General features: G+C 34.8%; 20 protein-coding genes and 2 pseudogenes. 6 read left to right on the top strand and 16 right to left on the bottom strand.

The features are described 5' to 3' along the window. Positions 1 to 8 precede the first annotated feature (8 nt). The 3 genes from JNUCC74_RS01235 to JNUCC74_RS01225 form a co-directional block, all read right to left on the bottom strand. Positions 9 to 368: a hypothetical protein gene (locus JNUCC74_RS01235; RefSeq protein WP_454066605.1), complete on the bottom strand. Its 360-nt coding sequence runs from the start codon at positions 366 to 368 to the stop codon at positions 9 to 11. A 108-nt stretch (positions 369 to 476) separates the two neighbouring features. Beyond that, complete coding sequence (locus JNUCC74_RS01230; RefSeq protein WP_454066604.1) at positions 477 to 1,166, bottom strand: DUF2711 family protein; 690 nt, start codon at positions 1,164 to 1,166, stop codon at positions 477 to 479. Positions 1,167 to 1,630: 464 nt separating this feature from the next. Further along, positions 1,631 to 2,065, bottom strand: coding sequence for a DUF7878 domain-containing protein (locus tag JNUCC74_RS01225; protein ID WP_454066603.1), 435 nt, complete (start codon positions 2,063 to 2,065; stop codon positions 1,631 to 1,633). A gap of 259 nt (positions 2,066 to 2,324) precedes the next feature. On the opposite strand from JNUCC74_RS01225, the gene JNUCC74_RS01220 reads away from it, so the two are divergent. Continuing rightward, positions 2,325 to 2,597 (top strand): pyridoxal-phosphate dependent enzyme, encoded by a 273-nt coding sequence (locus JNUCC74_RS01220; RefSeq protein ID WP_454067804.1) that lies wholly within the window; start codon positions 2,325 to 2,327, stop codon positions 2,595 to 2,597. Positions 2,598 to 3,603: 1,006 nt separating this feature from the next. Here the strand turns inward: JNUCC74_RS01220 and JNUCC74_RS01215 are convergent. Together JNUCC74_RS01215 and JNUCC74_RS01210 are read right to left on the bottom strand one after the other, a co-directional pair. Further along, complete coding sequence (locus JNUCC74_RS01215; protein WP_454066602.1) at positions 3,604 to 4,533, bottom strand: bile acid:sodium symporter family protein; 930 nt, start codon at positions 4,531 to 4,533, stop codon at positions 3,604 to 3,606. A gap of 231 nt (positions 4,534 to 4,764) precedes the next feature. Beyond that, positions 4,765 to 4,914 (bottom strand): annotated as a pseudogene (locus JNUCC74_RS01210) (DUF2332 family protein); the annotation flags it as partial. A gap of 881 nt (positions 4,915 to 5,795) precedes the next feature. On the opposite strand from JNUCC74_RS01210, the gene JNUCC74_RS01205 reads away from it, so the two are divergent. The 4 genes and pseudogenes from JNUCC74_RS01205 to JNUCC74_RS01190 all read left to right on the top strand — a co-directional run. Beyond that, the gene (locus JNUCC74_RS01205; protein ID WP_454066601.1) at positions 5,796 to 6,524 is read left to right on the top strand and encodes a GntR family transcriptional regulator; all 729 of its coding nucleotides are present in this window, start codon (positions 5,796 to 5,798) and stop codon (positions 6,522 to 6,524) included. Then, on the top strand, positions 6,514 to 8,061 hold the full coding sequence (gene gntK, locus JNUCC74_RS01200; RefSeq protein WP_454066600.1) for a gluconokinase: 1,548 nt from the start codon (positions 6,514 to 6,516) through the stop codon (positions 8,059 to 8,061). The genes JNUCC74_RS01205 and gntK overlap by 11 nt, the downstream gene beginning before the upstream one ends. A gap of 237 nt (positions 8,062 to 8,298) precedes the next feature. Beyond that, complete coding sequence (locus JNUCC74_RS01195) at positions 8,299 to 9,666, top strand: gluconate:H+ symporter (protein ID WP_454066599.1); 1,368 nt, start codon at positions 8,299 to 8,301, stop codon at positions 9,664 to 9,666. A 184-nt stretch (positions 9,667 to 9,850) separates the two neighbouring features. After that, positions 9,851 to 10,048 (top strand): annotated as a pseudogene (locus tag JNUCC74_RS01190) (hypothetical protein); the annotation flags it as partial. Positions 10,049 to 10,358: 310 nt separating this feature from the next. Here JNUCC74_RS01190 and JNUCC74_RS01185 read toward each other — a convergent pair. The 9 genes from JNUCC74_RS01185 to JNUCC74_RS01145 all read right to left on the bottom strand — a co-directional run bounded on the left by JNUCC74_RS01185 (position 10,359) and on the right by JNUCC74_RS01145 (position 18,376). Further along, positions 10,359 to 11,198, bottom strand: coding sequence for a class II fructose-bisphosphate aldolase (locus JNUCC74_RS01185; protein ID WP_454066598.1), 840 nt, complete (start codon positions 11,196 to 11,198; stop codon positions 10,359 to 10,361). 42 nt (positions 11,199 to 11,240) lie between these two features. Next, a complete protein-coding gene (locus JNUCC74_RS01180) occupies positions 11,241 to 11,774 on the bottom strand; it encodes a YjbQ family protein (RefSeq protein ID WP_454066597.1) in 534 nt (177 codons plus the stop codon). A gap of 543 nt (positions 11,775 to 12,317) precedes the next feature. Next, complete coding sequence (locus JNUCC74_RS01175) at positions 12,318 to 12,989, bottom strand: triose-phosphate isomerase (RefSeq protein WP_454066596.1); 672 nt, start codon at positions 12,987 to 12,989, stop codon at positions 12,318 to 12,320. A 39-nt stretch (positions 12,990 to 13,028) separates the two neighbouring features. After that, positions 13,029 to 13,313 (bottom strand): PTS sugar transporter subunit IIB, encoded by a 285-nt coding sequence (locus JNUCC74_RS01170; RefSeq protein ID WP_454066595.1) that lies wholly within the window; start codon positions 13,311 to 13,313, stop codon positions 13,029 to 13,031. A gap of 98 nt (positions 13,314 to 13,411) precedes the next feature. Further along, on the bottom strand, positions 13,412 to 14,752 hold the full coding sequence (locus JNUCC74_RS01165) for a PTS galactitol transporter subunit IIC (RefSeq protein WP_454066594.1): 1,341 nt from the start codon (positions 14,750 to 14,752) through the stop codon (positions 13,412 to 13,414). A 25-nt stretch (positions 14,753 to 14,777) separates the two neighbouring features. Beyond that, on the bottom strand, positions 14,778 to 15,233 hold the full coding sequence (locus JNUCC74_RS01160; protein ID WP_454066593.1) for a PTS sugar transporter subunit IIA: 456 nt from the start codon (positions 15,231 to 15,233) through the stop codon (positions 14,778 to 14,780). Between the two features lie 33 nt (positions 15,234 to 15,266). Then, positions 15,267 to 15,695 (bottom strand): PTS sugar transporter subunit IIA, encoded by a 429-nt coding sequence (locus tag JNUCC74_RS01155; protein ID WP_077319036.1) that lies wholly within the window; start codon positions 15,693 to 15,695, stop codon positions 15,267 to 15,269. Positions 15,696 to 15,719: 24 nt separating this feature from the next. Further along, positions 15,720 to 17,207, bottom strand: a complete 1,488-nt coding sequence (locus JNUCC74_RS01150; protein WP_454066592.1) for a BglG family transcription antiterminator — start codon at positions 17,205 to 17,207, stop codon at positions 15,720 to 15,722. A gap of 842 nt (positions 17,208 to 18,049) precedes the next feature. Next, positions 18,050 to 18,376 (bottom strand): winged helix-turn-helix transcriptional regulator, encoded by a 327-nt coding sequence (locus JNUCC74_RS01145; protein ID WP_077319033.1) that lies wholly within the window; start codon positions 18,374 to 18,376, stop codon positions 18,050 to 18,052. Between the two features lie 111 nt (positions 18,377 to 18,487). Here JNUCC74_RS01145 and JNUCC74_RS01140 point away from each other — a divergent pair, with 111 nt between their 5' ends. Further along, positions 18,488 to 18,823, top strand: a complete 336-nt coding sequence (locus tag JNUCC74_RS01140; protein ID WP_454066591.1) for a DoxX family protein — start codon at positions 18,488 to 18,490, stop codon at positions 18,821 to 18,823. 632 nt (positions 18,824 to 19,455) lie between these two features. On the opposite strand, the gene JNUCC74_RS01135 is transcribed toward JNUCC74_RS01140, so the two are convergent. After that, positions 19,456 to 20,612 (bottom strand): IS3 family transposase gene (locus JNUCC74_RS01135; protein WP_454065406.1). Its coding sequence is split into 2 segments (ribosomal slippage): positions 19,456 to 20,372 and positions 20,372 to 20,612, totalling 1,158 coding nucleotides; the frame shifts between segments, so codons are not numbered across the junction. 217 nt (positions 20,613 to 20,829) lie between these two features. Further along, a complete protein-coding gene (locus tag JNUCC74_RS01130; RefSeq protein ID WP_454066590.1) occupies positions 20,830 to 21,594 on the bottom strand; it encodes a 3-oxoacyl-ACP reductase in 765 nt (254 codons plus the stop codon). Positions 21,595 to 21,749 lie beyond the last annotated feature (155 nt).

The following is a 21,749-nucleotide window of genomic DNA, read 5'->3' as shown; positions in this document are numbered from 1 at the left end:
AGTTATTCTTAAACATGAAAGGGAGAGAGATAATTGGAATGACACTTCATGACATCCACCATCCGACTTGTATCTGTAACATACCAGGTTGTTTGTAAAAGTGATTTGGCATAATGATAGCGAAGCGGCGGAGATGGTAATTGCTTTACAGGAGGAACATCAGAGTCAAGCTCCATTTCATTCTGTTGCATAAGAGTTGCAGAAGTTGATAGCTGTACAGCTTCACTATTAAATACTTGCATAACCGAAGTAATTGTTGTCGCTTCATTGTTATCGATTTGTATTTGATTTAATTTCTGTTGTACTTGACTAACCAATAGGCTAATAAGCACGAGCAAGATGAATGAACGAATCAACTTTTTACCCATTTTTCTTCCTCCTACCATCTACTATACCATGTTTTTCTAGACAAAAAAGTAATTATCTGTTCCAATGATGGCAGTTCATTGTGTGTAATATGCTGTTATAATCATCATCTATTGCAAGCTCCAGTATATTTCTGTTTTATCATCACAATAAAATCCTTCCAAATTACTGGCAGTAACGATGGCTTCAATTATTTTTTTACTGGAACAAAGCATAGAATAATGGCTATCCCAATGGGTAGTAACGAGAAGCTCATTATGATGGGTGAAAAAGTTTCTATACTCACTAAATCGATTACGGCTGTTGATCAAATCTGAAATCTTCTCCAGCCTACGTTCCGTACAAAACTCATCTCCACACCATATCCATTCATAACCAAGCTGATTTATACTATTAAATAGACTATTTATCAGTATGTCAGGAAGTTGGCCCTCTCCTGGCTGCAACAAATTATACTTTATACAGACTCTGTGAATAAGATTAGCCATCTCGTCATCCTTGGCGCTATTTGTTAAACCAGAAATGCTCGACCTCAGTCCGATATCAAGCTGCTTAACATTTGTAATACCTGATAAGCTTAAAAATCTTTTCCACGTGACCACTTCAAATGTATCTTTTATTTCATTTTTATCTGGAAAATCGCGGAAACTAATCTCCTCACTTCCAGTTCGTTTCGGTTTTATAAATGGATGAAAAAAAAGAAAAGTTTCTTCATACACTCCTTGATAAAACTTTCTTATCGAAGTGTCTTCCGGGGCACACACGGCATAACGATGTGGTTCTGGTATGATGTTTGTCATAGGATCACCTGTTTTTCTATAGATTTTGTGAAAATATTTTTATTACCATAATATATGTAAAATAAACTTTCTTTAAGATAACTACATCTAAAACTAAACAAACGACAAGCTTCTGCTTAGAGTATGCTCGAAGTAATTGTTAGAGTAAAACCTTTCCGTTATTTTGGAATTTCTTCTTTAGATTAAATTTTCTTGATAGCATTCATTGCCTTGTTCAATCAGGCTTTTTCTGTATAATTAAAACGCTGCTGAGCGTATCTCCCAAGGTGTAATCAAACCAGACTCCAAATTACAGAGGAGCAAATTTCATACTTATCCACAGTCAAGCTCGTCATATGGACTCTCTTTTAACCTCCCGACTAGGAAAATAAATTTTTCACTCATCGTCCTCATTTTTGATTTAATCTAAACGCACACCACTTAGCTAAACCTAATGAGTTAAAAATACATCTTTACATTACTGCCTATTCAAACCATTTTGTTTTCAAGCTAAAATGTTTATCTAATTTTTCGGAAAAATCTTCCACAAAACTTTCTACAGTTTTCTCTAATAGGCTTGCTTCGATTATATAAACAAGCTTTCCTTGGCTCCAAGGGGAAGAAAGAGAATAATTGTCCCCCACTGCGACAAATTTTATGATTGGATTTTCATCATCCTCTACCTCTAAAGTATGATAATAAAAGCTATTATTAACTTTTTTGCTGAACCACTTTTTCAACTGTAAATAAAACTCTAATATCGCTATATCTTCTTGAAAAAACACTTCTCCATTAACTTCTAGCTTTAATTCACCATCTATTCGGTAAACATTAGCATAGTCTTTCTTCTTCTTTTCAATCATTGATTTATTAGTTGTAAACGTAAAATCCATCGTAAATTGATTGATTAAGTGACTCATATTCTAAATCCCTTCTATGGTAGGTCAATCTTATTATGTATGATAATAGCATATAAGAGGATGTTCAAAAAAGATGGTTAGATAATGGAGTATAATTATTATTTTGTACTTCGCAACCATAACATGATACTTTAAATGTAAAATGAAAATTAGATTAAAAGTAGTTAATTTCTTATTAAGAGCACTTTATGCTCAATGGTAGCTTCGGCAATGCAAACAGACGGAGGGACCATCCAGCGTTAAACAACCATATACGAGTATATTCGATGGGACTACTGAACTTACTTCAATCAATGGTCAAACCGTTACCTTCCAAGCGATTCAAGCAGTTAAAGAAAGTAATGGCAGTGCTATTGTTGTTTCTGACCAAGAAGCTCAAGTTGCTCAAAAATTAGCTAGTCGAAGAGGAATTCATTTAGAGTTATCATCAGCTGCTGCTATTGCTGCAGCTAAAAAAATAGATAGTTCATTAAACGAAGAGAAAGGTACGATTATGGCAATTGCTACCTCTTCTAACTTTCTTCCCGTCTAATGGAATTTGTTTTCATCATTCTATTTTTAATGAGCCTTACTAGAGCTTATTGAATATCTATTGTAAAATGATTGGAAGGGAAAGCTTTCAACCCATTTGGTATCATATAAAAGCGAGCAGAGCAGATTCCTATAGAAAAAAATAAAGCCGCTATGCCAGCATATTTAAGAAACTTTTCTATATGTTGAGCACAACCTATCATATTCTTTACGTTTATTTATCACTTAGCCAACAAAACTTTACGCAGCTTAAGATCTGACAGTTCGAATTTTTTTACCACATCATAGATTGATAGTGGTAACATTTTAAAAGGGGTAGCTGGTTGGGAGTTTTATAACATTTTAGTTGGGGTGTATGTATGGAATACAAATATTTTTCATGGAGAAGTTATTTATCGCTGATTACTAGTATAGTTTTATCCATGTCGATGCTATGTTTAGAGATTGTTAGCAGTCTGATTAGCGAAAGGGTTGGTATGACTTTAATAGCTATCTCTTTCATTGCCTGCACATTATTTACTTTTTTAGCTTTTATCAGTAGGAAAGAAAAAAAGATTATGGCAGCCCTTTCGCTTACACTGCTAATAGCCAATACCGTAACGATCATCTTTTTCCTATGGTTCGGGGCAAATTTTATACATTAATACATGCTCTAAAAGGCTTTAGTATACTAAGCTTTTAAATATAAAAAATCGAAGTTTACTTCAGCTTGAGCACATAAGCTAGGCGGCGATCTCTTTTCAACAAGGTTATAGCTTGTATAAACGGAAATCCTTTCCTAGACAACAAGAAAACTCAATGTATTATTTCTGATAAGATTTAGAAGCACCTTTTAAAAACTTGGCTGAGCTAGTATCTATCATGAAGGTTTTTTATATCAATAAAGGCTTAAGCGAAGGCATTCGTTATCTATGGATCTAATTTTTTACCTAGTATTATATCAATATAATTTCCCTTCAAACTTAAACGGCCCTTGCAAGAATAGAACTATTGCAAGAGCCGTTTACTTATTTTTTCGTTTTTTGCGCCCAATACGTGGCTAATAACGGGCCGGAAATATTATGCCAAAAACTAAAAATAGCGCTAGGTACTGCTGCAATCGGATTAAAATGAGCAGCCGCTAATGCTGCACCTAATCCGGAGTTCTGCATTCCAACTTCAATGGAAATCGCTTTTTGATCATTATAGGGAAGCTTAAACAGTTTTGCGATGAAAAACCCGATCAAATACCCGAAACCATTATGTAAAATAACGACCGCAAAAATTAGTAAGCCCGACTCGACAATTTTCTCTTTACTTCCTGCGACAACCGCTGCCATGATAAGCACGATGGCCACTACAGAAACAAGAGGCAGCAAATCGACCGTTTTCTTCGCTTGTTCTTTTAAGAATAGTTGGACAATTAAACCAAGAATAATTGGCAACAAAACAATTTTTATAACAGACATGAACATACTAGATGCCGACACTTCCAGCCATTCCCTTGCCAAGAAATAGATAATAGCAGGCGTCAACAAGGGAGCAAGTAATGTCGATACAGTTGTAACAGCTACGGAAAGCGCTGTATTACCCTTTGCCAGAAATGTCATGACATTAGAAGCAGTCCCACCTGGACATGCACCAACAAGAATGACACCAATCGCAATTTCAGGCGGCAAGTTTAAACCTTTTGCTAAACCGTACGCGATGAGTGGCATTAATAAAAATTGTGAAACAACACCAATAACTACACTCTTTGGATGTCGAGCTACTTCACTGAAGTCTGCTAAAGACAATGTCATCCCCATACCAAACATGACAATCCCAAGCAGAATGGATATGTACTTGCTAATCCATAAAAATTGCTCTGGGATGAAAAATGCGACAACTGCCACAAGAAGTACCCAAAGGGCAAAAGTTTTCCCAATAAAATGACTGAATTTGACGAATGATTGCATTCTTCTACCTCCTGTTGTCTTATCTTACCACAAGAAGGTATAAACAAGAAGAAGAAAAATAGCTCAAGAGGCAAAAAAATTGTCAGACGCTAAAAATTAATCAGCGGTATAATAAAGCCCTTTTTACGATAGTTGATGAAACTATCGCAACATAGTCATAAAGCATTTTTAAATAACTTTTATCATGCCATCAAAGATAACTCTTGGAATTATCTTTCGTCATCGATTAGTTCACGCTAAATTCCAACTAAACCATTTGCCATGTCCATCTGTTTGTCCGATGATATGATTGTATTCCCTTCCATCCACAACGTAATCAAGGTGAAGATCGCTATCCCACATATTATTATAAAGACGAAAAATATCCCTTTTTATGCCAATTTATGTAATGTTATCCACCAGGACAACAATTGGTAGTAGAGGTTGTTTCAATCAATAATAAATAGTCAGGTCAATAAGCTATACCGCCTAACTAGCGTTGTATAAAAGAAGGAAAAAGTATACTCTATCAATTCAGCCCCAATTCTTATTAGAGTCAACTTCATAAAGGTGAACCTGTCCATTTTTTTAAACTTTATACAAGAATTATTTGATAAAAGCTTTTAATGTTAGTTTCTTTGTATATTATCTTTATTCAAATCAGTAATTCATTTTAAAAGTTTGGTGATAACCATTTGTGTATTTTAACTGTGACTTATTCCTTTACGATTAGATTGGAGAGGCTGTCCAATCTAATCGTAAAGAATTATTTGTTGGTCAAATAAATTTTGTTGGATATTGTGTTTATCATAGCTAGATCCGAACCTCTTAGATGATTTATTTTGTTGAAATATTTTAACCCTAAAATTTCACATTTCTACCTAGGTAATAAAATAGTGGTAAAGCTCATGGTACAAAAAAACAAATCCGTAAATAAAGAAGAGCAAATCACTCGATAAATTCCCCCCCCTATAAAACCAGCAATAAATAAAATCATAATAATGCTCAATACCATATAGCAATCATTTGACTACCTACTCACATCATGAATGCATTTGCCGAACTATTTGCTAGCTATAATGAACCAGATCTGCCGTCATTACTCTCTAAAGCTATTTAGCCAATTTAAAATAAAGTATAGCAAATTTTTAAAAGGTACAACAATTTTACAATAATCTCAAAAGAGTCATTTGTGAATCCGTTTACAAAGTTATTTTCCTGTGATATTATACTTGTATACAAGTATTCAATTGATTGTTTTAGCTGTAAATAGGAGGAGAGATATGACATCTAAAAAATTCTACCCTGAAAAAGGCTTAGCTTTTTCTTCATCAATGGGAGAGCGACTCGTTACCGAATTAAGAATGAGAATTATTTCTCAAGATATCCAAAAAGAAACCGTTTTATCAGAAAATCAATTAGCAAAAGAATATCAAGTAAGTAGATCCCCTGTAAGGGAGGCTCTAAAAGTGTTAGAAAAAGAACAGTTAATTCGCTTAGAAAGAATGGGAGCAACAGTGATTGGCATTTCAGAAACGGATATTGAAGAAATTTATGATATTCGATTAATGATTGAATCCTTTGTTGTTCAGCGTTTATTAAATTCAGAAAACGATGCACTACTAAACGAACTAAATAAAATTCTGGAAATGATGAAAATAGCGATAAAGTATAAAGATATTGATGAATTTTCTTTAAAAGATATAGAATTTCATGAAACCATTATTAAATCTATTCATCATAGGCAAATTATGATGGTATGGACACATTTAAGACCTGTCATGGAGTGTCTGATTATTTTATCGATGCGATATAGAAGCCGAGTAGACTATCAAGACTTTAATCGTATTCTTAAAAATCACGAACTTATTATTGAAGCCCTGGCACAGAAAGAAAAAACGCTTATCAAAGAAGCTTTTTTTAAAAACTTTCATGATGTTCAAAACAAAGCAGAAGATTTATGGACTGACCCAGAGATGATGAAAAAAGCGAGGGAATTTAATGGATCGTAATAAATATATGATTGGCGTAGATATAGGAACGACTAGTACAAAAGCGGTTCTTTTTCGTGAAACGGGTGAAATTATAAGCCAGGACAACAACGGCTATGAGTTATACACGCCTGATGTTTCAACCGCGGAACAAGACCCTGAAGAAATATTCCAAGCAGTTCTTCTATCCATTACCAATGTAATGCAACATTCACAAATAGACCCTAAGGATTTATCCTTTATCTCTTTTAGCAGTGCGATGCACAGTGTTATTGCAATAGATGAAAAGGACAAGCCATTAACTCGCTGTATCACTTGGGCTGATAATAGAAGCTCTGAATGGGCTAAAAAAATAAAAGATAAACATAATGGACACGAGATTTATTTAAAAACAGGGACACCCATCCACCCTATGTCCCCACTTTGTAAAATAGCTTGGATGGAACATGAAAAACCAAATATTGCGCGAAAAACCAAAAAGTACATCGGTATTAAAGAATACGTTTTTTACAAATTTTTCAATGAATATGTTGTTGACTACTCAATAGCCTCCGCTATGGGATTGATGAATCTTCAATTATTGGCATGGGAAGAGAGCGCCCTAGAAATTGCGAATATTACAGAAGAAAAATTATCACGTCTCGTTTCAACAAAAGAATCATTTACAGGTTGCCATCTTGAATTTGCCCAAGAAATGGGGATTTTGGAAAACACACGCTTTGTCATAGGAGCTAGTGACGGTGTACTCTCAAATATTGGAGTAAACGCGATAAAAGAGGGGGACGTTGCTGTCACGATAGGAACAAGTGGTGCCATCCGGACTGTTATCCCTCAACCAAGAACAGATTCAAAAGGGCGAATCTTTTGTTACGCCTTAACAGAGGATCATTGGGTTATTGGTGGTCCAGTAAACAATGGGGGTTTGGTGTTACGCTGGATACGTGATGAACTTGCAGCAAGTGAAATTGAAACTGCAAAGCGTCTAGGAATTGACCCATATGACGTTTTAACTCGAATTGCAGAACGCGTTAATCCTGGTGCCAATGGACTTCTGTTCCACCCCTATTTAACGGGTGAAAGAGCACCTCTATGGGATTCAGATGTTCGAGGTTCTTTTATTGGACTCACTTTAAATCATAAAAAGGAGCATATGATTCGGGCTGCTCTAGAAGGCGTTATTTTTAACTTATATACGGTGTTCTTAGCTTTAACAGAAGTGATGGATACACCTGCCACCTCCATTAAAGCAACAGGTGGATTCTCGCGTTCTAAAGTATGGCGACAAATGATGGCTGATATTTTTGATCATGACGTTATTATTCCCGAAAGCTATGAATCCTCATGTTTAGGCGCTTGTCTTTTAGGGTTATATGCTGAGAAAAAAATAGACTCTTTTGAAGTCTTCAACGATCATATTGGTACTACTTATACACATCAACCAAATCCCGAAAATAAAAACGTTTACAGAGAGCTGATTCCTATTTTTATCAACATATCAAGACGATTAGAATCAGAATACCAAAAACTCGCTGCCTTTCAAAAAAAAGAAAAACAATAAAGTGAAACTTCATTCAGTAGGAGTTTTCTTCCATTTCCTACTGAATGTTAGTACCTCAGGGGGTATGACCTAAAGGCCCTTAAACGAATCGGGCATTTAGGTGCCGTTAACTACCGCTTAGACCCTTTGTATCACTCAAGATCTTAATTGGGAATCTTACGGCACCTTAATGCGGGATAAATGCAATTAACCTTGTAGCAATCGTTCAACTAAAAAATAGATTGGAGCACAAATCCTATGTCATTTACAGATAACTTATTCCCTTTACTTATTGTTGCCTTAGGAGTCATTGTCTTATTGTTTTTAATTATGAAGTTACATTTGAACACCTTTATTTCATTAGTAGTCGTAGCATTTTTAGTTGCTTTAGCTTTAGGCATGCCACTTAATGAAATTGTATCTTCAATTAAAGCTGGTATGGGGGGGACATTGGGCAGTATTGCATTAATTTTTGGTTTTGGCGCTATTTTAGGAAAATTAGTTTCAGATGCTGGTGGTGCTCAGCGAATAGCAATGACATTGATTCATAGATTCGGTGAAAAGAATATTTCATGGGCTGTTGTCATTGCCTCATTTATTATTGGTATTGCTTTGTTTTTTGAGGTCGGACTCGTTTTACTTATTCCAATTATTTATCAAATTGCCAAGCAATTAAGAGTGTCTATTTTATATTTAGGTATACCAATGGCTGCTTCGTTATCAGTCACTCACGGTTTCTTACCACCACATCCAGGACCAACTGTCATTGCCCAGCAGTATGAAGCAAATATTGGAATGGTTTTATTATATGGACTTATCATTGCAATTCCTACTGTAATGATTGCTGGTCCTTTATTTACTAGCTTAGCGAAAAAGTTAGTCCCAGATGCTTTTTTAAAAACTGGAAGTGTTGATTCTGTAGGCGAAGTTAAGGATTTTAAACTAGAGGAAACACCTGGTTTTGGTATCAGTGTAATGACGGCTTTATTTCCAGTCATTTTAATGGCAATAGCAACAATCATCCAGCTCTTACAAGATATATGGAAACTTTCGGACAATATCCTTTTTGATATCATCCAATTAATCGGTGAACCTACAACAGCTCTACTAATCTCCGTTTTGATTGCGGTATATACGATGGGAATTGCCCGACGTATTCCAATGAAACAAGTTATGAATTCAGCTGAGGAATCGATTCGTTCTATCGGTATGATGCTCCTTATCATTGGTGGGGGCGGTGTATTTAAGCAGGTTTTAATTGATGGGGGAGTAGGAGATGCTGTCGCCAACATTTTTTCAGATAGTAGCATTTCACCAATCCTATTAGCTTGGATGATTGCCGCTGTTTTAAGGATTGCATTGGGCTCAGCAACTGTTGCTGCATTAACAACCGCTGGTTTAGTTATCCCATTAATGCAAGGGTCTGATGTTAATCTTGCTTTGATGGTTCTTTCTACTGGTGCAGGAAGTCTTATTGCCTCCCATGTTAATGATGCTGGTTTCTGGATGTTTAAAGAATTCTTTGGTTTAACAATAAAAGAAACATTTTCAACTTGGACATTACTAGAAACGATTATCTCCATTTTAGGTCTTGGATTTATCTTGCTTTTAAGTATTTTTGTTTAACTAATACTCAAACTTGCAATGATTTGCATACATTGAAAAATACAATCGGCATTTTTGGAGAGTTATGGGATCAAGTCTAGCAAAAAATAGGATACATAATAGTGAAGTGGAGCTTATAAATCGAATCCAAACTTAATACATGTATTACATGCACTCTCAAGGCTAATAACATGAAGAAGCTTTAAGGCTAGTTACTATAAAAAGTATGGAAAACCGTTTACCCTTACTATGCTTTAGCTCATCACTATCCTTTTATGACAGCTACGTTCTCCAACTAGCGAAACTTATTCAAGCACAAAGCAATTATTTTGGACCCATACGTACAAACGTGTCGATAAAAAAAGAATTTTTTACACAGATTAGGAGGCAAAATGATCGCTAAGATGGGTTACTAAAAAGTCCGACTTTGACTAATTAGCATCTAAATGACGTCCCAAGAATGCTGATTTAACATTCTTTGGGACGTCATTTTCACCTTTTTGAGCTATTTTCCTTTTTAAAAAATCATTATTCTTTACGTACCATTCCAAATTTATATTAGTGCGATTGTGACTGCGATGCTTTCTCATTCAAGGCAGCTTGAAACCTGTACCCAAATACCGATTCAAAGAGATTTTCCTCATCTCTTACAAAGCGTAAATTCTCCATGTTTTCCGTACAAGAAACTCTTCAGGACACACTTTTACGATGACTTAATAAAAAATATCTATGATATGTTGAAAATCCTTTTCCATAGCATCTTGTGCCACACGTGATATTTCAGAAAATAAAACTGCCTTATTATTCTTGATAAAGTCCTTAGTGACATCTGCACCAGCTTTAGCGCCATACGTATAATAATTAATTTTTCTTATGCCGTTTTTAATCGATCGTTTATATTCTTCCGGGCTTAGGCCTGAGCCCCCATGCATGACCAATGGTAATTTTGTTAGTTCAGCAATCTCCTTTATTAATTCATAATCTAATTTTGGTTGCCTTTTATAAAATCCATGAACTGTACCAAAAGAAGCTGCCAATGCGTCTATATTTGTCTCTTTTACAAATTGATGGGCTAATTGTGGGTCCGTATAATAACTTTCTTCGTTATCATCTGGTGAATCTTCCCCCAGCTCATTTCCTGCCATCATACCTAGTTCGCCTTCCACGCTTGCACCAAATTTATGAGCTAGTTCTACCGCCTTTTTCGTGTTTTTAACATTCTCCTCATATGTTAGTCTCGATCCGTCATACATGATGGATGTAAATCCAAGCTTTAAACCTTTCTCCAGATACTCTATGGATTCACCATGATCAACATGTGCACATACCGGTATACTTGCATTTTTGGCCAAGGCAACCATAGCTGGTCCGATCATTTCTATTTGGTTAATATATTCATGGCTTTGTGCATGTTGAATAATTATCGGAGCATTATTTTTTTCGGCTACCCTTATGGCAGCAACTAGACTTTCAAATGTGGGTGTATTTATTGCTGCAACTCCACAATCTCTTTTTTCCGCGATCTCCAAAATTTCTTTTAACGTAACTAGCATTAAGCCCGCTCTCCTTTGATTGAAGTTTCAAGGTTTGGTTCATTATTCCCCAAGAACTTGCACTTTGCATTGTCTATTTCTTTCTCGATTCTGATCCCAATCTACAAAATAAATGTAACCTACTTTTCCAATTTGCAGTTCTGAATCCTCAATAATAAACGTCTCACTAGAGCCAATCAGTGTACCTTTTATATGAGCCTCTGTATTTAATAACGACCGTTTATCCGGGACTAAATCTGTGCCCTCGGTGCTCATTTCTTCTTTTGGCAGTTCTATTCCGAATTTTGTATGCTCAGGTCCCGGATGATAATACTGTCCTTCCGAAAGGCATCTAGGCACCAATTTCTCTAAAACATTATTTAAATCAACTTGAAGATATTCATCACCCGCATAGTTCCTATCATGTGAATATTCCTCAAAGAATACAGAACAAGTTGTATGTGGTGAAGAAACGACACATAAGCCGTTTTTCACTTTACTTTTCTTAACAATTTCCCTAATTTGATCTGTAATTTCATGGTATGAAACTCTATTTCCTACTGAAGTTATGATTAACGTATCGTTATAAACAATCATTTATGTTCCTCCTATATATCATTGAAATATCTTCCAAATGTTCTTATTCTCTTTCAAATATTTAATTATAAATGGTTGGCTAAACCTATAATACAGAATATTCCAACTTATTGTTATTCATCCTAACAACCAAATTGAATATATTTGGTAAAAAAATATACAATTTCTCCTTGTTATCCGTACATTCCTTCGTCCTGTATATTATCCACAAGATGGAGACAAGAAAAGCTTCTTTATGTGTCGTGTGCGGCTCAATTGAACAAAATGAGCTCTGCCTCTGTATTGTTGGTGTTTGTTGATTCCAGAAAGCCATATTGTATTCTTACATCTTTTCCTTCAGAGGCTTAAATCACCTGCAATGATTCCGCTTGGAGTACTTTTTTTCCATCGAATTCACACTGTTTCCTCCAATCACCAAGAGTATATGCTCCGTGCAATGGGTGATTGCTGTTTATTTAATAATGATTGGACTAAGCAAAATAGTACGTATGATGTGTTTTAAATGTTGGATTATGGATTAAACAATCGAAGCGTACCGCTCCTTTATAAACTACTTACCATTTCTTCTAATTTTGCTTTCCAATCAGGAGCCTTAATAATTCCACTTGTTCCGCCAGTACCATCAGCACCTTCTCGGATAACTTGTCTGACATCTTCTCCGGTACTTACACCTGCTGCCTGAAGAACCAGGATATCTGAATTCACATGTTTGATTGCAGATGTTGTTTCTTTTCGATAAGACGATTCACTCGTAGTACCGGTTCCAATTAAACTGGTTGGTTCACAAATAATCATATTAGGCTCTAACTCTGCAACTGCCTTACATTGTTGTACCGTGTCAGCACAAACAATTGTAATAAGTCCTAATTCATCAGCTCTTCGTATTGTTTTATCTAGGCTGGATAAAGTTAACAGATTTTCTGCATGATTTAAAACTACAGCTTTCACGCCGATATTTTTTAAAGCATCCGGAAGAACATGACCCATACCTCTTCCCGGTGTTAAATGATCCATATGTTGAGCGGTAATGATTAAATGATTTGTATTCTCAATTATCTTTGGCAGATCCACTAATTGACCTGTAAATAGTATGTCAATATCATATTTTTCTGCCAATCTATTAGAAATCTTAGCTAGCTTTAATAAATCATCTCCGTAAAGATATGATTTAGGATTTACAATAAAAACCGGTTTTTTAAAATTGTAGTTAATCATATTGAAAATTTCCTTTCTAGTATTCTGTTAATGAAAATATTAATTTATTAACTTTTCTTTAAGTTGAATAAAAACGTCCTCTTTGCCGACCCCGGTTAATAAAGGGACCCCATTAATCACCTTACTTTTAAGATGATCAGGCACAATGGTTGTACTAATGACTACATCATAATTGTCAATACTATTTATTTCATCTGAAATTTTGCTTTGGAATAACTTCACTGTATTTTCCAAATTGTTTTCCTTAAGCCAATCTTTTATTTTGCCTGTAACGACAGTTGATGTTGCAACTCCTGTTCCACACATAATTAATAATTTTTTCATTTAAATTCCTCCCATAAATTTTAACTTATAAATTCCAAACCCTATTTCCATGTAAACCCTTAATATAGAAGTTTACCAATCTTGTTTTTACCCAAGCGTTAAGACTCTATTTTTTTACTGCCTTTGATCTTGCTTTGGTAAATCAAGGCAAATAAGACAACAACGAAAATGAAGCCGATCCCTAACCAAGTTTTTCCCAAACCGCTAAATAAAATGGTCGTCCATGCACCGCCATCACTTAATACACTTATAGAGGAATTTCCTCCTAAATCAAAGTTGGATGCTACTGCGGACTTGGTGATGAGCGGAGCTGCCCAAGATGCCACATACAGTGTTGTAACAATATATAATGCCCCTCCTATCACGGTACGAAATATGTCTCCCTTAAAGACTGCCGCCATTAAACAAATCATAAAAGGAATCGTGGCTAAATCGCCTAAAGGCAGTACCGTATTTCCAGGTAAAATGACTGCTAACAGTAATGCAATCGGTACCAATAATAGCGAAGCAGATAAAACGGATGATTGACCAACAGCCAATGCACTATCCATTCCTATATATAATTCTTTACCGGGGAATCTTTTTTGCACCCAACTACTTGCGGCTTCAGAAATGGGGGTAAGCCCTTCCATTAATAAAGCAACCATCCGAGGCATAAGCAACATGACAGCACCTGTTGCAACACCCAGATTTAAAGTATTATTAACATCATAACCAGCTAATAACCCAATAATTATTCCAATAATAAAACCTAAAACCGTTGTATCACCAAAAACACCAAATCTTTTTTGAACTAATTCAGGGCTGATATTTATTTTATTTAAACCGGGAATTCGGTCAAAAGCCCAGTTCAATGGTAATGCCAAAAGAAAACCCGGCGTCGAAGAACCATGCGGAAATGACATATTAGGTAACTGATAATATTCTTGAACATAAATTGCACTCTTATCCGCCATAAAATAGAGAAGCATGGAATGCGTAATCATGGTGAAAATACCTAAAGAAAAGCTTGCTGTTGCTGCATATACGATTGATCCTGTAAAGGCAATATGCCAAAAGTTCCAAATATCAACATTCAACGTTTTGGTCAATCCAAATAAAAGTAATACGACATTTACTAAAATACCGACAATTATTGCCATACTTCCCAAAAGGGTACCATATGCAATCGCTGATGCTGCCGGCCAACCAACATCTATTGTTTGTAACGATAAATTGTAATTATCAACCATTGCTTCAGCGGCTGGACCTAAGTTATCAGTCAAAAGACCAATGACTAAGTTCAAGCCAATAAAGCCAATCCCAATGGTTAAAGCAGATTTAAAGGCCTTCCCTGGCTTTATCCTTAAAATCAAGCCAAATACCAAGAAAATAATTGGAAGCATGACACTTGCTCCTAAATCAACAAACCATTGAATTACCTGTTGAAAGACTTGCATCGAAACTCCTCCTTTTTAAAGAGCCTTATTCTATTCCTGCATTTTTCATTATGTTTTTAAATTCAATCCGTGACGTACATTCTTTTAATTGATTGACTGATCTTTCGTTTTGGAAAAGATCAACAAGCTTTTGCAGCATCGACAACTGTTCATCCGATTTTTTTAATGCCAGCATAAAAATTAATGATACATCTATTTCATTATCCTTATTGGCCATATCCCTAAATTTGACAGGCCTTTTTAGTGACATAAACCCAATCTGAGGATGTATTACTTTTTCACTATCTGTATGCGGTATTGCAACACCAGTTCCATTAACAAATAATCCGGTCGGAAAATTAGATTCTCTGGATATTATTCCTTCATAGAAATCTGATGTAACTAGACCATGTTTAATAAAATAATCTGATAAGACCCTTAAAGCCTGTTCTTTAGAGCTTTCATCAAAATTAAACAATACTATTTCTTTATTAAAATACATCAAAGATCCTTCTCTCTTTAAAATTTACCTTTATTAACTTTCAAATAACATAACGATCTTCTCCTTATCGTTAGCTTTTTTCAAATCGTTTACTATTTTTTCGTCACCAAGTGCTTTTATATATTTCTTGTAATATTGCTTTTCCAAAGAACTGCTATTTGGATGGAGTACAAACAAAGCTACAATATTTACTTTATGTTCATTCCAACTAAGGGGCTGGTTACTTTTAAAAATAACAAAGGAATTTGATTCGACACTTGCTGATTCACAATGCGGCATCGCTATATTATTTCCTATATATGTCGATCCTGCCTTTTCCCTTTCGAGTACATGTTCAATAAAAAGTTCCATATTGCTAATGTAACCCTGTTCATATAATGATAATGATATTTTTTTAATAACATTTTCTTTATTAACCGGTTTGTCACACAAAATAACTAAATCCTCATTTAGTTTAAACATTCAAGTCCCATTACCTTTCCTATATTATTTACTTTTTATGAAGGTACTTACTATCTCTTTGTCTCTATCTCCAAAAACAGGACTTACTAATATTATAGGTACTTCCTTTAATATGGGGGCTTCCTTTACAAGCGCTTCCAAATTTACTGTGGTAAGAACAAAATCAACATCATTATACGTATTATAGTGATCAATAAAATCTGTAGTCGAAAGAACATCCACTATTTCAATATTTGGAAACGCCTTTTTTACCTTTACTTTTAGTAATTCGGAAGTCCCGATCCCACTAGTACAAATAATAACGATTCTCTTCGTATCAAACATTTGCTCCAGGTATTTAGCAAAGTATATAGTTAAATAACCATTCTCATCATTATTGATTTTTCCTAATTTAAACTTATTTTCCGCGTTTTTTGAAATGGCTTTAATAATACTAAAAAGTTCTTCGTACTCTATTTCTATTTCTTCCAGTAAATTATTCTTTATTTGAATATTATTTTTCATCCGGTTGACCATTGGTCTTATATGATTGATTAATTCTTCCCATACAATATCTTTATCAAAATCTTTGCTCAAAGCTTTACCTGCTTCTTTTATATAAAATTCAGTTATTTCTCTTTCTATTCCTCTGCGTATCTGTATGTTTTCTTTACTATTATTGTTTAACAGACGAGACGACAATAAATATTGAAATAAATACCACGCTTCATTTTCAGGTAAGTGTATATTCAAGTAATCTGAAATATTTCTTATGATGCCCTTTGCCCACTCAAAAATTTCCATATTTTCTTGAATTAAATTTCTATAGGGTTTATTCAGCTCATCTATCATTTTTTCTACATTTACTTTTCCCTCTCTAAATCTGTTAATTAATATATAGAGATGCGAGAAGATATTAATATTATATGGATACGGGATCGTAACATTTAGTTGGCTTTCCATTCTATTTATGTTCGAAATGATAAATTCTGTATCGGATTGATTAAGGCTTTCTTTAGATAAAAGATGATCTAAATTAAAAATATTAATCGTATTAATTAGTACTTTCCTTATATCAACCTCATTTCCATTTATTGAAAGATATTTACCTCTTCTCAATATATTTAAGTTATCATTTTCTAGTCTTTCATTAAGCATCGTGATATCATTATAAATAACTGTCTCACTAACATAGTATTTATTATAAATGTCTGTCGTTTTTATTGGATTTGGTGATCTAAATAGTAAATCAATAAGAATCTGGTTTCTTCGCTCTACCGGCGTAAAGTTTTTAACAAAACCATCTTTATTTGATTTCTTTCTTACATATTCTTCATAATTTAATTTGAATCCATCACCAAGTTTGGAATCAATTAATGGTTGAGAACCGGAATCTTTATTTATTTTATCTATGGTTCGATAGACTGTCTTTGTAGAAACACTTAATGCGTCAGCAATTTTTGATGCAGGAATATAAGCGTTTTCTTGAAGCAATATATCAATAATGCTCTGTTCTCGCTCACTTAAATACATCTTGTTTATCTACCCTCCTTTCTTTTAAGTTCATTTTATCACATATATCTGTGCTTTTTTTTTTTTAATATGTCCGTTGCAATGGACATTTATTCAGACATGCCCACATTCGTCAAGCGCTATCCAGATATCCACATATGAAGGTCATCCATGCATAATCTCTTTAGCAATACTTTTGAATGTTGTCGAACGACTTTAGTGAATAAAAGTATAGAATGGAAAGAGTCGTATGATGCCTGGAAGGAAAGTGTTATGAGTGCAGTTGCGTGGTGCCGTGAACATAAAATTCGATGACTTTAAACTCAAGAATAAATACGTGATTATATTGTAGATAATATTGAAACTATGGGATGCATTCAAAGTTGGGAAAATAAAACAGAAGATAAGGAATGGTATTTAAGTGATTGTTATGAAGAAATCACTAAAAAAACCTTACTTCTGAAGAAGCTTTTGAGAGTATCCCTGAAGTGATTTCTGTGCTATTAAAACTAAAAGACAGTTTTTTAATTAGAGAAGCAATGAATTACCTGCATGGACTATACCGCATAGCTGACACTAAAAAACATCCTTGTTTGGAAAAAATTTAAATAAGGTAAGTGACTGTATTATTGAATATGGAAACGAATTTGCTAAAAATGCGTTCAAAGAATTCAAGTGGTCCATACGTATAAAAGAAGATTAACATGCTACGTGTCCTTTGAATGTTTTATACATAATGCCTTTTTCTTTAACTGTTTCTATACTTTCGATATTTTTAGAACCAGTAAATTTGTTATAAAACTAAAAATAGCCCTTCTTATTCTGTGAGAAGGGCAAAAATTACTTTACATTTATTTATGTTGTTATGATTGTTGCAAATAGTTTTTGTGGGATGTTCCCCACTTCTGCATTGATTTCAAGATCGGAATCACTTCTTGACCATATTCCGTTAAAGAATATTCAACTTTCGGTGGTACCTGTGGATACACTTTTCGGTGCACGATTTTATGCTGCTCGAGTTCTCTTAACTGTGATGTCAACATTTTTTGCGTTATGTTTGGAATAGATCGCTTTAATTCATTGAATCTCATAATTTTATTTTCCATGAGGTGATATAAAATTATCGGTTTCCATTTCCCTACAATCGCTTCTATAGCAACTTCAACACCATTGCAGGTATTGTCTTGCATACACACATCCCCTTAAGTATCTTTTTTGATACTATACCACTTTTAAGTGCCTACTTCCATTAAATACTATACGGTCTATAATGTAATATGAGAAATGGAGGCACTATTATTATGTTAGCAATTATTTTACAAATCATCTTGGCATTAGGTTTTTTTATGTTTGGTTTGATGAAATTCACTTCCGAAAAAATGGTTGAAGGGTTCAACCATTTTGGATTGCCACAGTGGTTTCGAATTGTGACAGGAATTTTTGAATGGATTGGAGCTATCGGGTTGATTGTCGGAATATGGTATCCAATTGTGGCTGTCCTGTCAGGAATTTGGATAACAATTATTATGTTTTTTGCTATTATTACACATATCCGTGCAAAAGATCCTCTTTCCCAATCAGGTATGCCAGTGGTTTTACTAATTTTATCTGTATTCATATCATTATTAAATATCTGAAGCCATATTCCCCTCACTAAAATTACAGTCAGATGCTTTGGGTATAATGAAGATAATTGCCTATCTATGTAAACAAGCTCCGACAGTCGATACTCCCCCAGAGGTTAGAGTAAAAAATCTAACTTTTGAGGAGGACCACCGTTTGGAACTTGTTTTATAGTGGGCCTTCCATATGTTGGACACATAAAGAAAGCTGTTTTTTCTTTAAATAAATCGTATTTTATAACATATTTTAATAGGATATTAATGAATTATTTAAGTTATCTCCCACTAAATAGTTTAAATGACACAAAGATATAAGTTAAAGCGGTTCTTATCGCCAAATAAATTGAGTAATTTAGCGGTTTGCATGTAAAATTTCAACCGTTTTTAATGTTACCTTTTCAGGGTCTTGTACAATTCATTTATACTTTTACAAACTTATTGGATCTACGTCAATATTTAGGACACAAAAAAGTTAACTTTTTATTGCGCTTTGAAGCTTTACTTAAATATATATGTGAAGACTTGACATGGATCCTCTGTGGGTGTGGTGATTTGCGAAAGAAGAAAGGTTAGTAAAACACGCTAGGCAAAAGCCTACCACGCCCACCTCTCCAAGTAAAGCCGTGTTCTAATATTAATTGGTGCAGTTATGCTGCTTGATGGAGCGCTGAATCTTCCATCTCTTGTGGAGTCAGATAGCCAATGCTGCCATGTATTCTTTTACGATTATACCAACCTTCGATATATTTAAATAACTCTACTCTCGCAGCGTTGAAATCTAAGTATTGTACATGATTTACTTCTTCTTTCTTTAAAATTGCATGAAAAGACTCGATACAAGCATTGTCATAGGGGCTTCCCTTATGACTGAAGGAGTGCGTCATCTTATAGCTCTGAATCTTTTCTGCAAAGGCATCGCTTGTATATTGTGAACCTAAATCGGAATGGAACATGACGCCATCATTAGGTTTCTGTGTGACATAAGCATTTTCTAAAGCTTTCTCTACCAATTCAGTCGTCATCGAACGTCCAAATGAGTACCCAATCACCTTTCTAGAATGCAAGTCTAAAACAGACGCAAGGTAACACCAGCCATCACGCAGTGTGTGAATATACGTGATATCGCCAACCCATTTTTGGTTGATTGTTGTCGTAGAAAAGTCTCTGTTAATGATATTTTCTCGTTCTTCCACCTTTTCTTTACTGGGTGTCGGACGGAATTTTTTAACGATAATAGAACGGATACCAGCTTTTTTCATGAAGCGTTGAACTCGCTTTAAACTGATTTTGTAACCTTGTTTTTCAAGGATTTCATGTATTTTTGGCGCACCATATCGTTTCTTACTTTCTTTATGAATCCGGACAATCTTTTCCGTGAACTCACGGTTCTCATGATCGCGATTCGACTCGGTCTTATTCAAAGATTGGTAGTAGGTACTTTTCGGTATATCAAGCATTTCGCACATGGTACGAACGGGATAATCATCTTTATGTTCTGTAATAAATTCAGTTAGTTCTGAGTCACTTACTTTCGAGCGAATATGGCCATAGCCTTTTTTAAGATTTCAAGCTCCTGTTTCAAACGAAGGTTCTCTTTTTCAATGGCATCGACTTCTTTTGGAGTGATCTCCTTACCGTCAGTTCCTTCAATTGGAGTTAAATCCTTAATCCATTTATAGATAGTTACATCTGATACGCCATACTCGCTGCTTAAATCTTTTACAGAATTTCCATATTGATAAAGATCAACAACCATCTTTTTAAAATCATCGTTATATCGTTTGCCATTATTTCTGGTACTCATGGGACACATCCTCCTTGAAATTCATTGTATAAAATTTAACTTAGATGTGTCCATGAAACTATACTAGCATCATATCCTTCACTTTGTGCTAGTTTCGGATTTCATAAAGCAGTAATAGTACGGCTTCTATCTATTTTATCCAGATGGTAAATTCTAAATAGTAAGGGATAAATCTACAAAAAATGACTAAGCTTTAATAATAATAGTATACAATTTGTTAATCCATGACGAACCCGCCATCGACCACCAGATTTTGTCCTGTTACAGCTCGACTCCATGGAGAGGAAAAAAATAGAATAACATCAGCGACATCTTCGGGCGTTGTCACTTTTTGTAGAGGGGTACCTTCTTTAATCAGCTCAAAAACGGCATCCGGAGTTTCAGCACTCGCATCTGTTTTACTTAACAAACCACCAGATACCATATTCACTGTAATTCCATCTGGACCAAGCTCTTTAGCCATGGATCGAGTGAAACCAAGTAATGCAGCTTTTCCAGAATTATAATCATGGTAGGGAACGACTGGATGTTGCACAAGATTCGTTCCAATATTAATGATACGCCCAAACTTTTGCTTGACCATATCTGCTCTTCCTGCTTTCATTGTATGGAACGCAGCCTTTACACTTCCTTCAAATTGTGTTTCGAACTCACTCCACTTTATCGAATCTAACTCATTACGTAACTCACCGCTAAATGTAAAATCAATAAGTGCATTATTCACAATCGTTGAAATTGGTTTCCTAAAATGCCTTTTCGCCTTTATAAACATTGTATTTACTTCTTCCTGATTACGAACATCTGCCTTAATAGCAAGAGCATGATCCCTTCCAATCTGTTCAACCACTTCTTCAGCTTTTTCCTTATTCGTAAAGTAATTGACAACTACTTTTGCACCAGCTCTCCCAAAAGCTTTGGCAATAGCTGCTCCAAGCCCTCTACTTGCTCCTGTAACCAAGACAACTTGTTCTTTTATATCCATACCAAAACAACTCCTTATATTTAAAGTTTGATCAACGACATGATGATTTTTCCAACATCGAACAAAAGCTAGAAGCGCTCAGGTTAGTGATGTACAGAAGATAGAGCTTCTGACGAGATAAAGTGATACTATCATTCCGTGGAACGAATTTCCCC

The organism is Cerasibacillus sp. JNUCC 74 (genome assembly GCF_053667775.1).
The sequence above is the reverse complement of the archived record's forward strand: the minus strand, read 5'-3'. Positions and strand labels throughout refer to the sequence as shown.

What these genes read in the sequence shown, in the direction of transcription:
- JNUCC74_RS01145 (WP_077319033.1), bottom strand. Translation starts at nt 18,376, where the DNA reads ATGCAAGACAATACCTGCAATGGTGTTGAAGTTGCTATAGAAGCGATT.
- JNUCC74_RS01130 (WP_454066590.1), bottom strand. Translation starts at nt 21,594, where the DNA reads ATGGATATAAAAGAACAAGTTGTCTTGGTTACAGGAGCAAGTAGAGGG.
- JNUCC74_RS01235 (WP_454066605.1), bottom strand. Translation starts at nt 368, where the DNA reads ATGGGTAAAAAGTTGATTCGTTCATTCATCTTGCTCGTGCTTATTAGC.
- JNUCC74_RS01225 (WP_454066603.1), bottom strand. Translation starts at nt 2,065, where the DNA reads ATGAGTCACTTAATCAATCAATTTACGATGGATTTTACGTTTACAACT.
- JNUCC74_RS01160 (WP_454066593.1), bottom strand. Translation starts at nt 15,233, where the DNA reads ATGTATTTTAATAAAGAAATAGTATTGTTTAATTTTGATGAAAGCTCT.
- JNUCC74_RS01140 (WP_454066591.1), top strand. Translation starts at nt 18,488, where the DNA reads ATGTTAGCAATTATTTTACAAATCATCTTGGCATTAGGTTTTTTTATG.
- JNUCC74_RS01155 (WP_077319036.1), bottom strand. Translation starts at nt 15,695, where the DNA reads ATGTTTAAACTAAATGAGGATTTAGTTATTTTGTGTGACAAACCGGTT.
- JNUCC74_RS01185 (WP_454066598.1), bottom strand. Translation starts at nt 11,198, where the DNA reads ATGCTAGTTACGTTAAAAGAAATTTTGGAGATCGCGGAAAAAAGAGAT.
- JNUCC74_RS01150 (WP_454066592.1), bottom strand. Translation starts at nt 17,207, where the DNA reads ATGTATTTAAGTGAGCGAGAACAGAGCATTATTGATATATTGCTTCAA.
- JNUCC74_RS01230 (WP_454066604.1), bottom strand. Translation starts at nt 1,166, where the DNA reads ATGACAAACATCATACCAGAACCACATCGTTATGCCGTGTGTGCCCCG.
- JNUCC74_RS01165 (WP_454066594.1), bottom strand. Translation starts at nt 14,752, where the DNA reads ATGCAAGTCTTTCAACAGGTAATTCAATGGTTTGTTGATTTAGGAGCA.
- JNUCC74_RS01215 (WP_454066602.1), bottom strand. Translation starts at nt 4,533, where the DNA reads ATGCAATCATTCGTCAAATTCAGTCATTTTATTGGGAAAACTTTTGCC.
- JNUCC74_RS01195 (WP_454066599.1), top strand. Translation starts at nt 8,299, where the DNA reads ATGTCATTTACAGATAACTTATTCCCTTTACTTATTGTTGCCTTAGGA.
- JNUCC74_RS01175 (WP_454066596.1), bottom strand. Translation starts at nt 12,989, where the DNA reads ATGATTAACTACAATTTTAAAAAACCGGTTTTTATTGTAAATCCTAAA.
- JNUCC74_RS01170 (WP_454066595.1), bottom strand. Translation starts at nt 13,313, where the DNA reads ATGAAAAAATTATTAATTATGTGTGGAACAGGAGTTGCAACATCAACT.
- JNUCC74_RS01205 (WP_454066601.1), top strand. Translation starts at nt 5,796, where the DNA reads ATGACATCTAAAAAATTCTACCCTGAAAAAGGCTTAGCTTTTTCTTCA.
- JNUCC74_RS01180 (WP_454066597.1), bottom strand. Translation starts at nt 11,774, where the DNA reads ATGATTGTTTATAACGATACGTTAATCATAACTTCAGTAGGAAATAGA.
- gntK (WP_454066600.1), top strand. Translation starts at nt 6,514, where the DNA reads ATGGATCGTAATAAATATATGATTGGCGTAGATATAGGAACGACTAGT.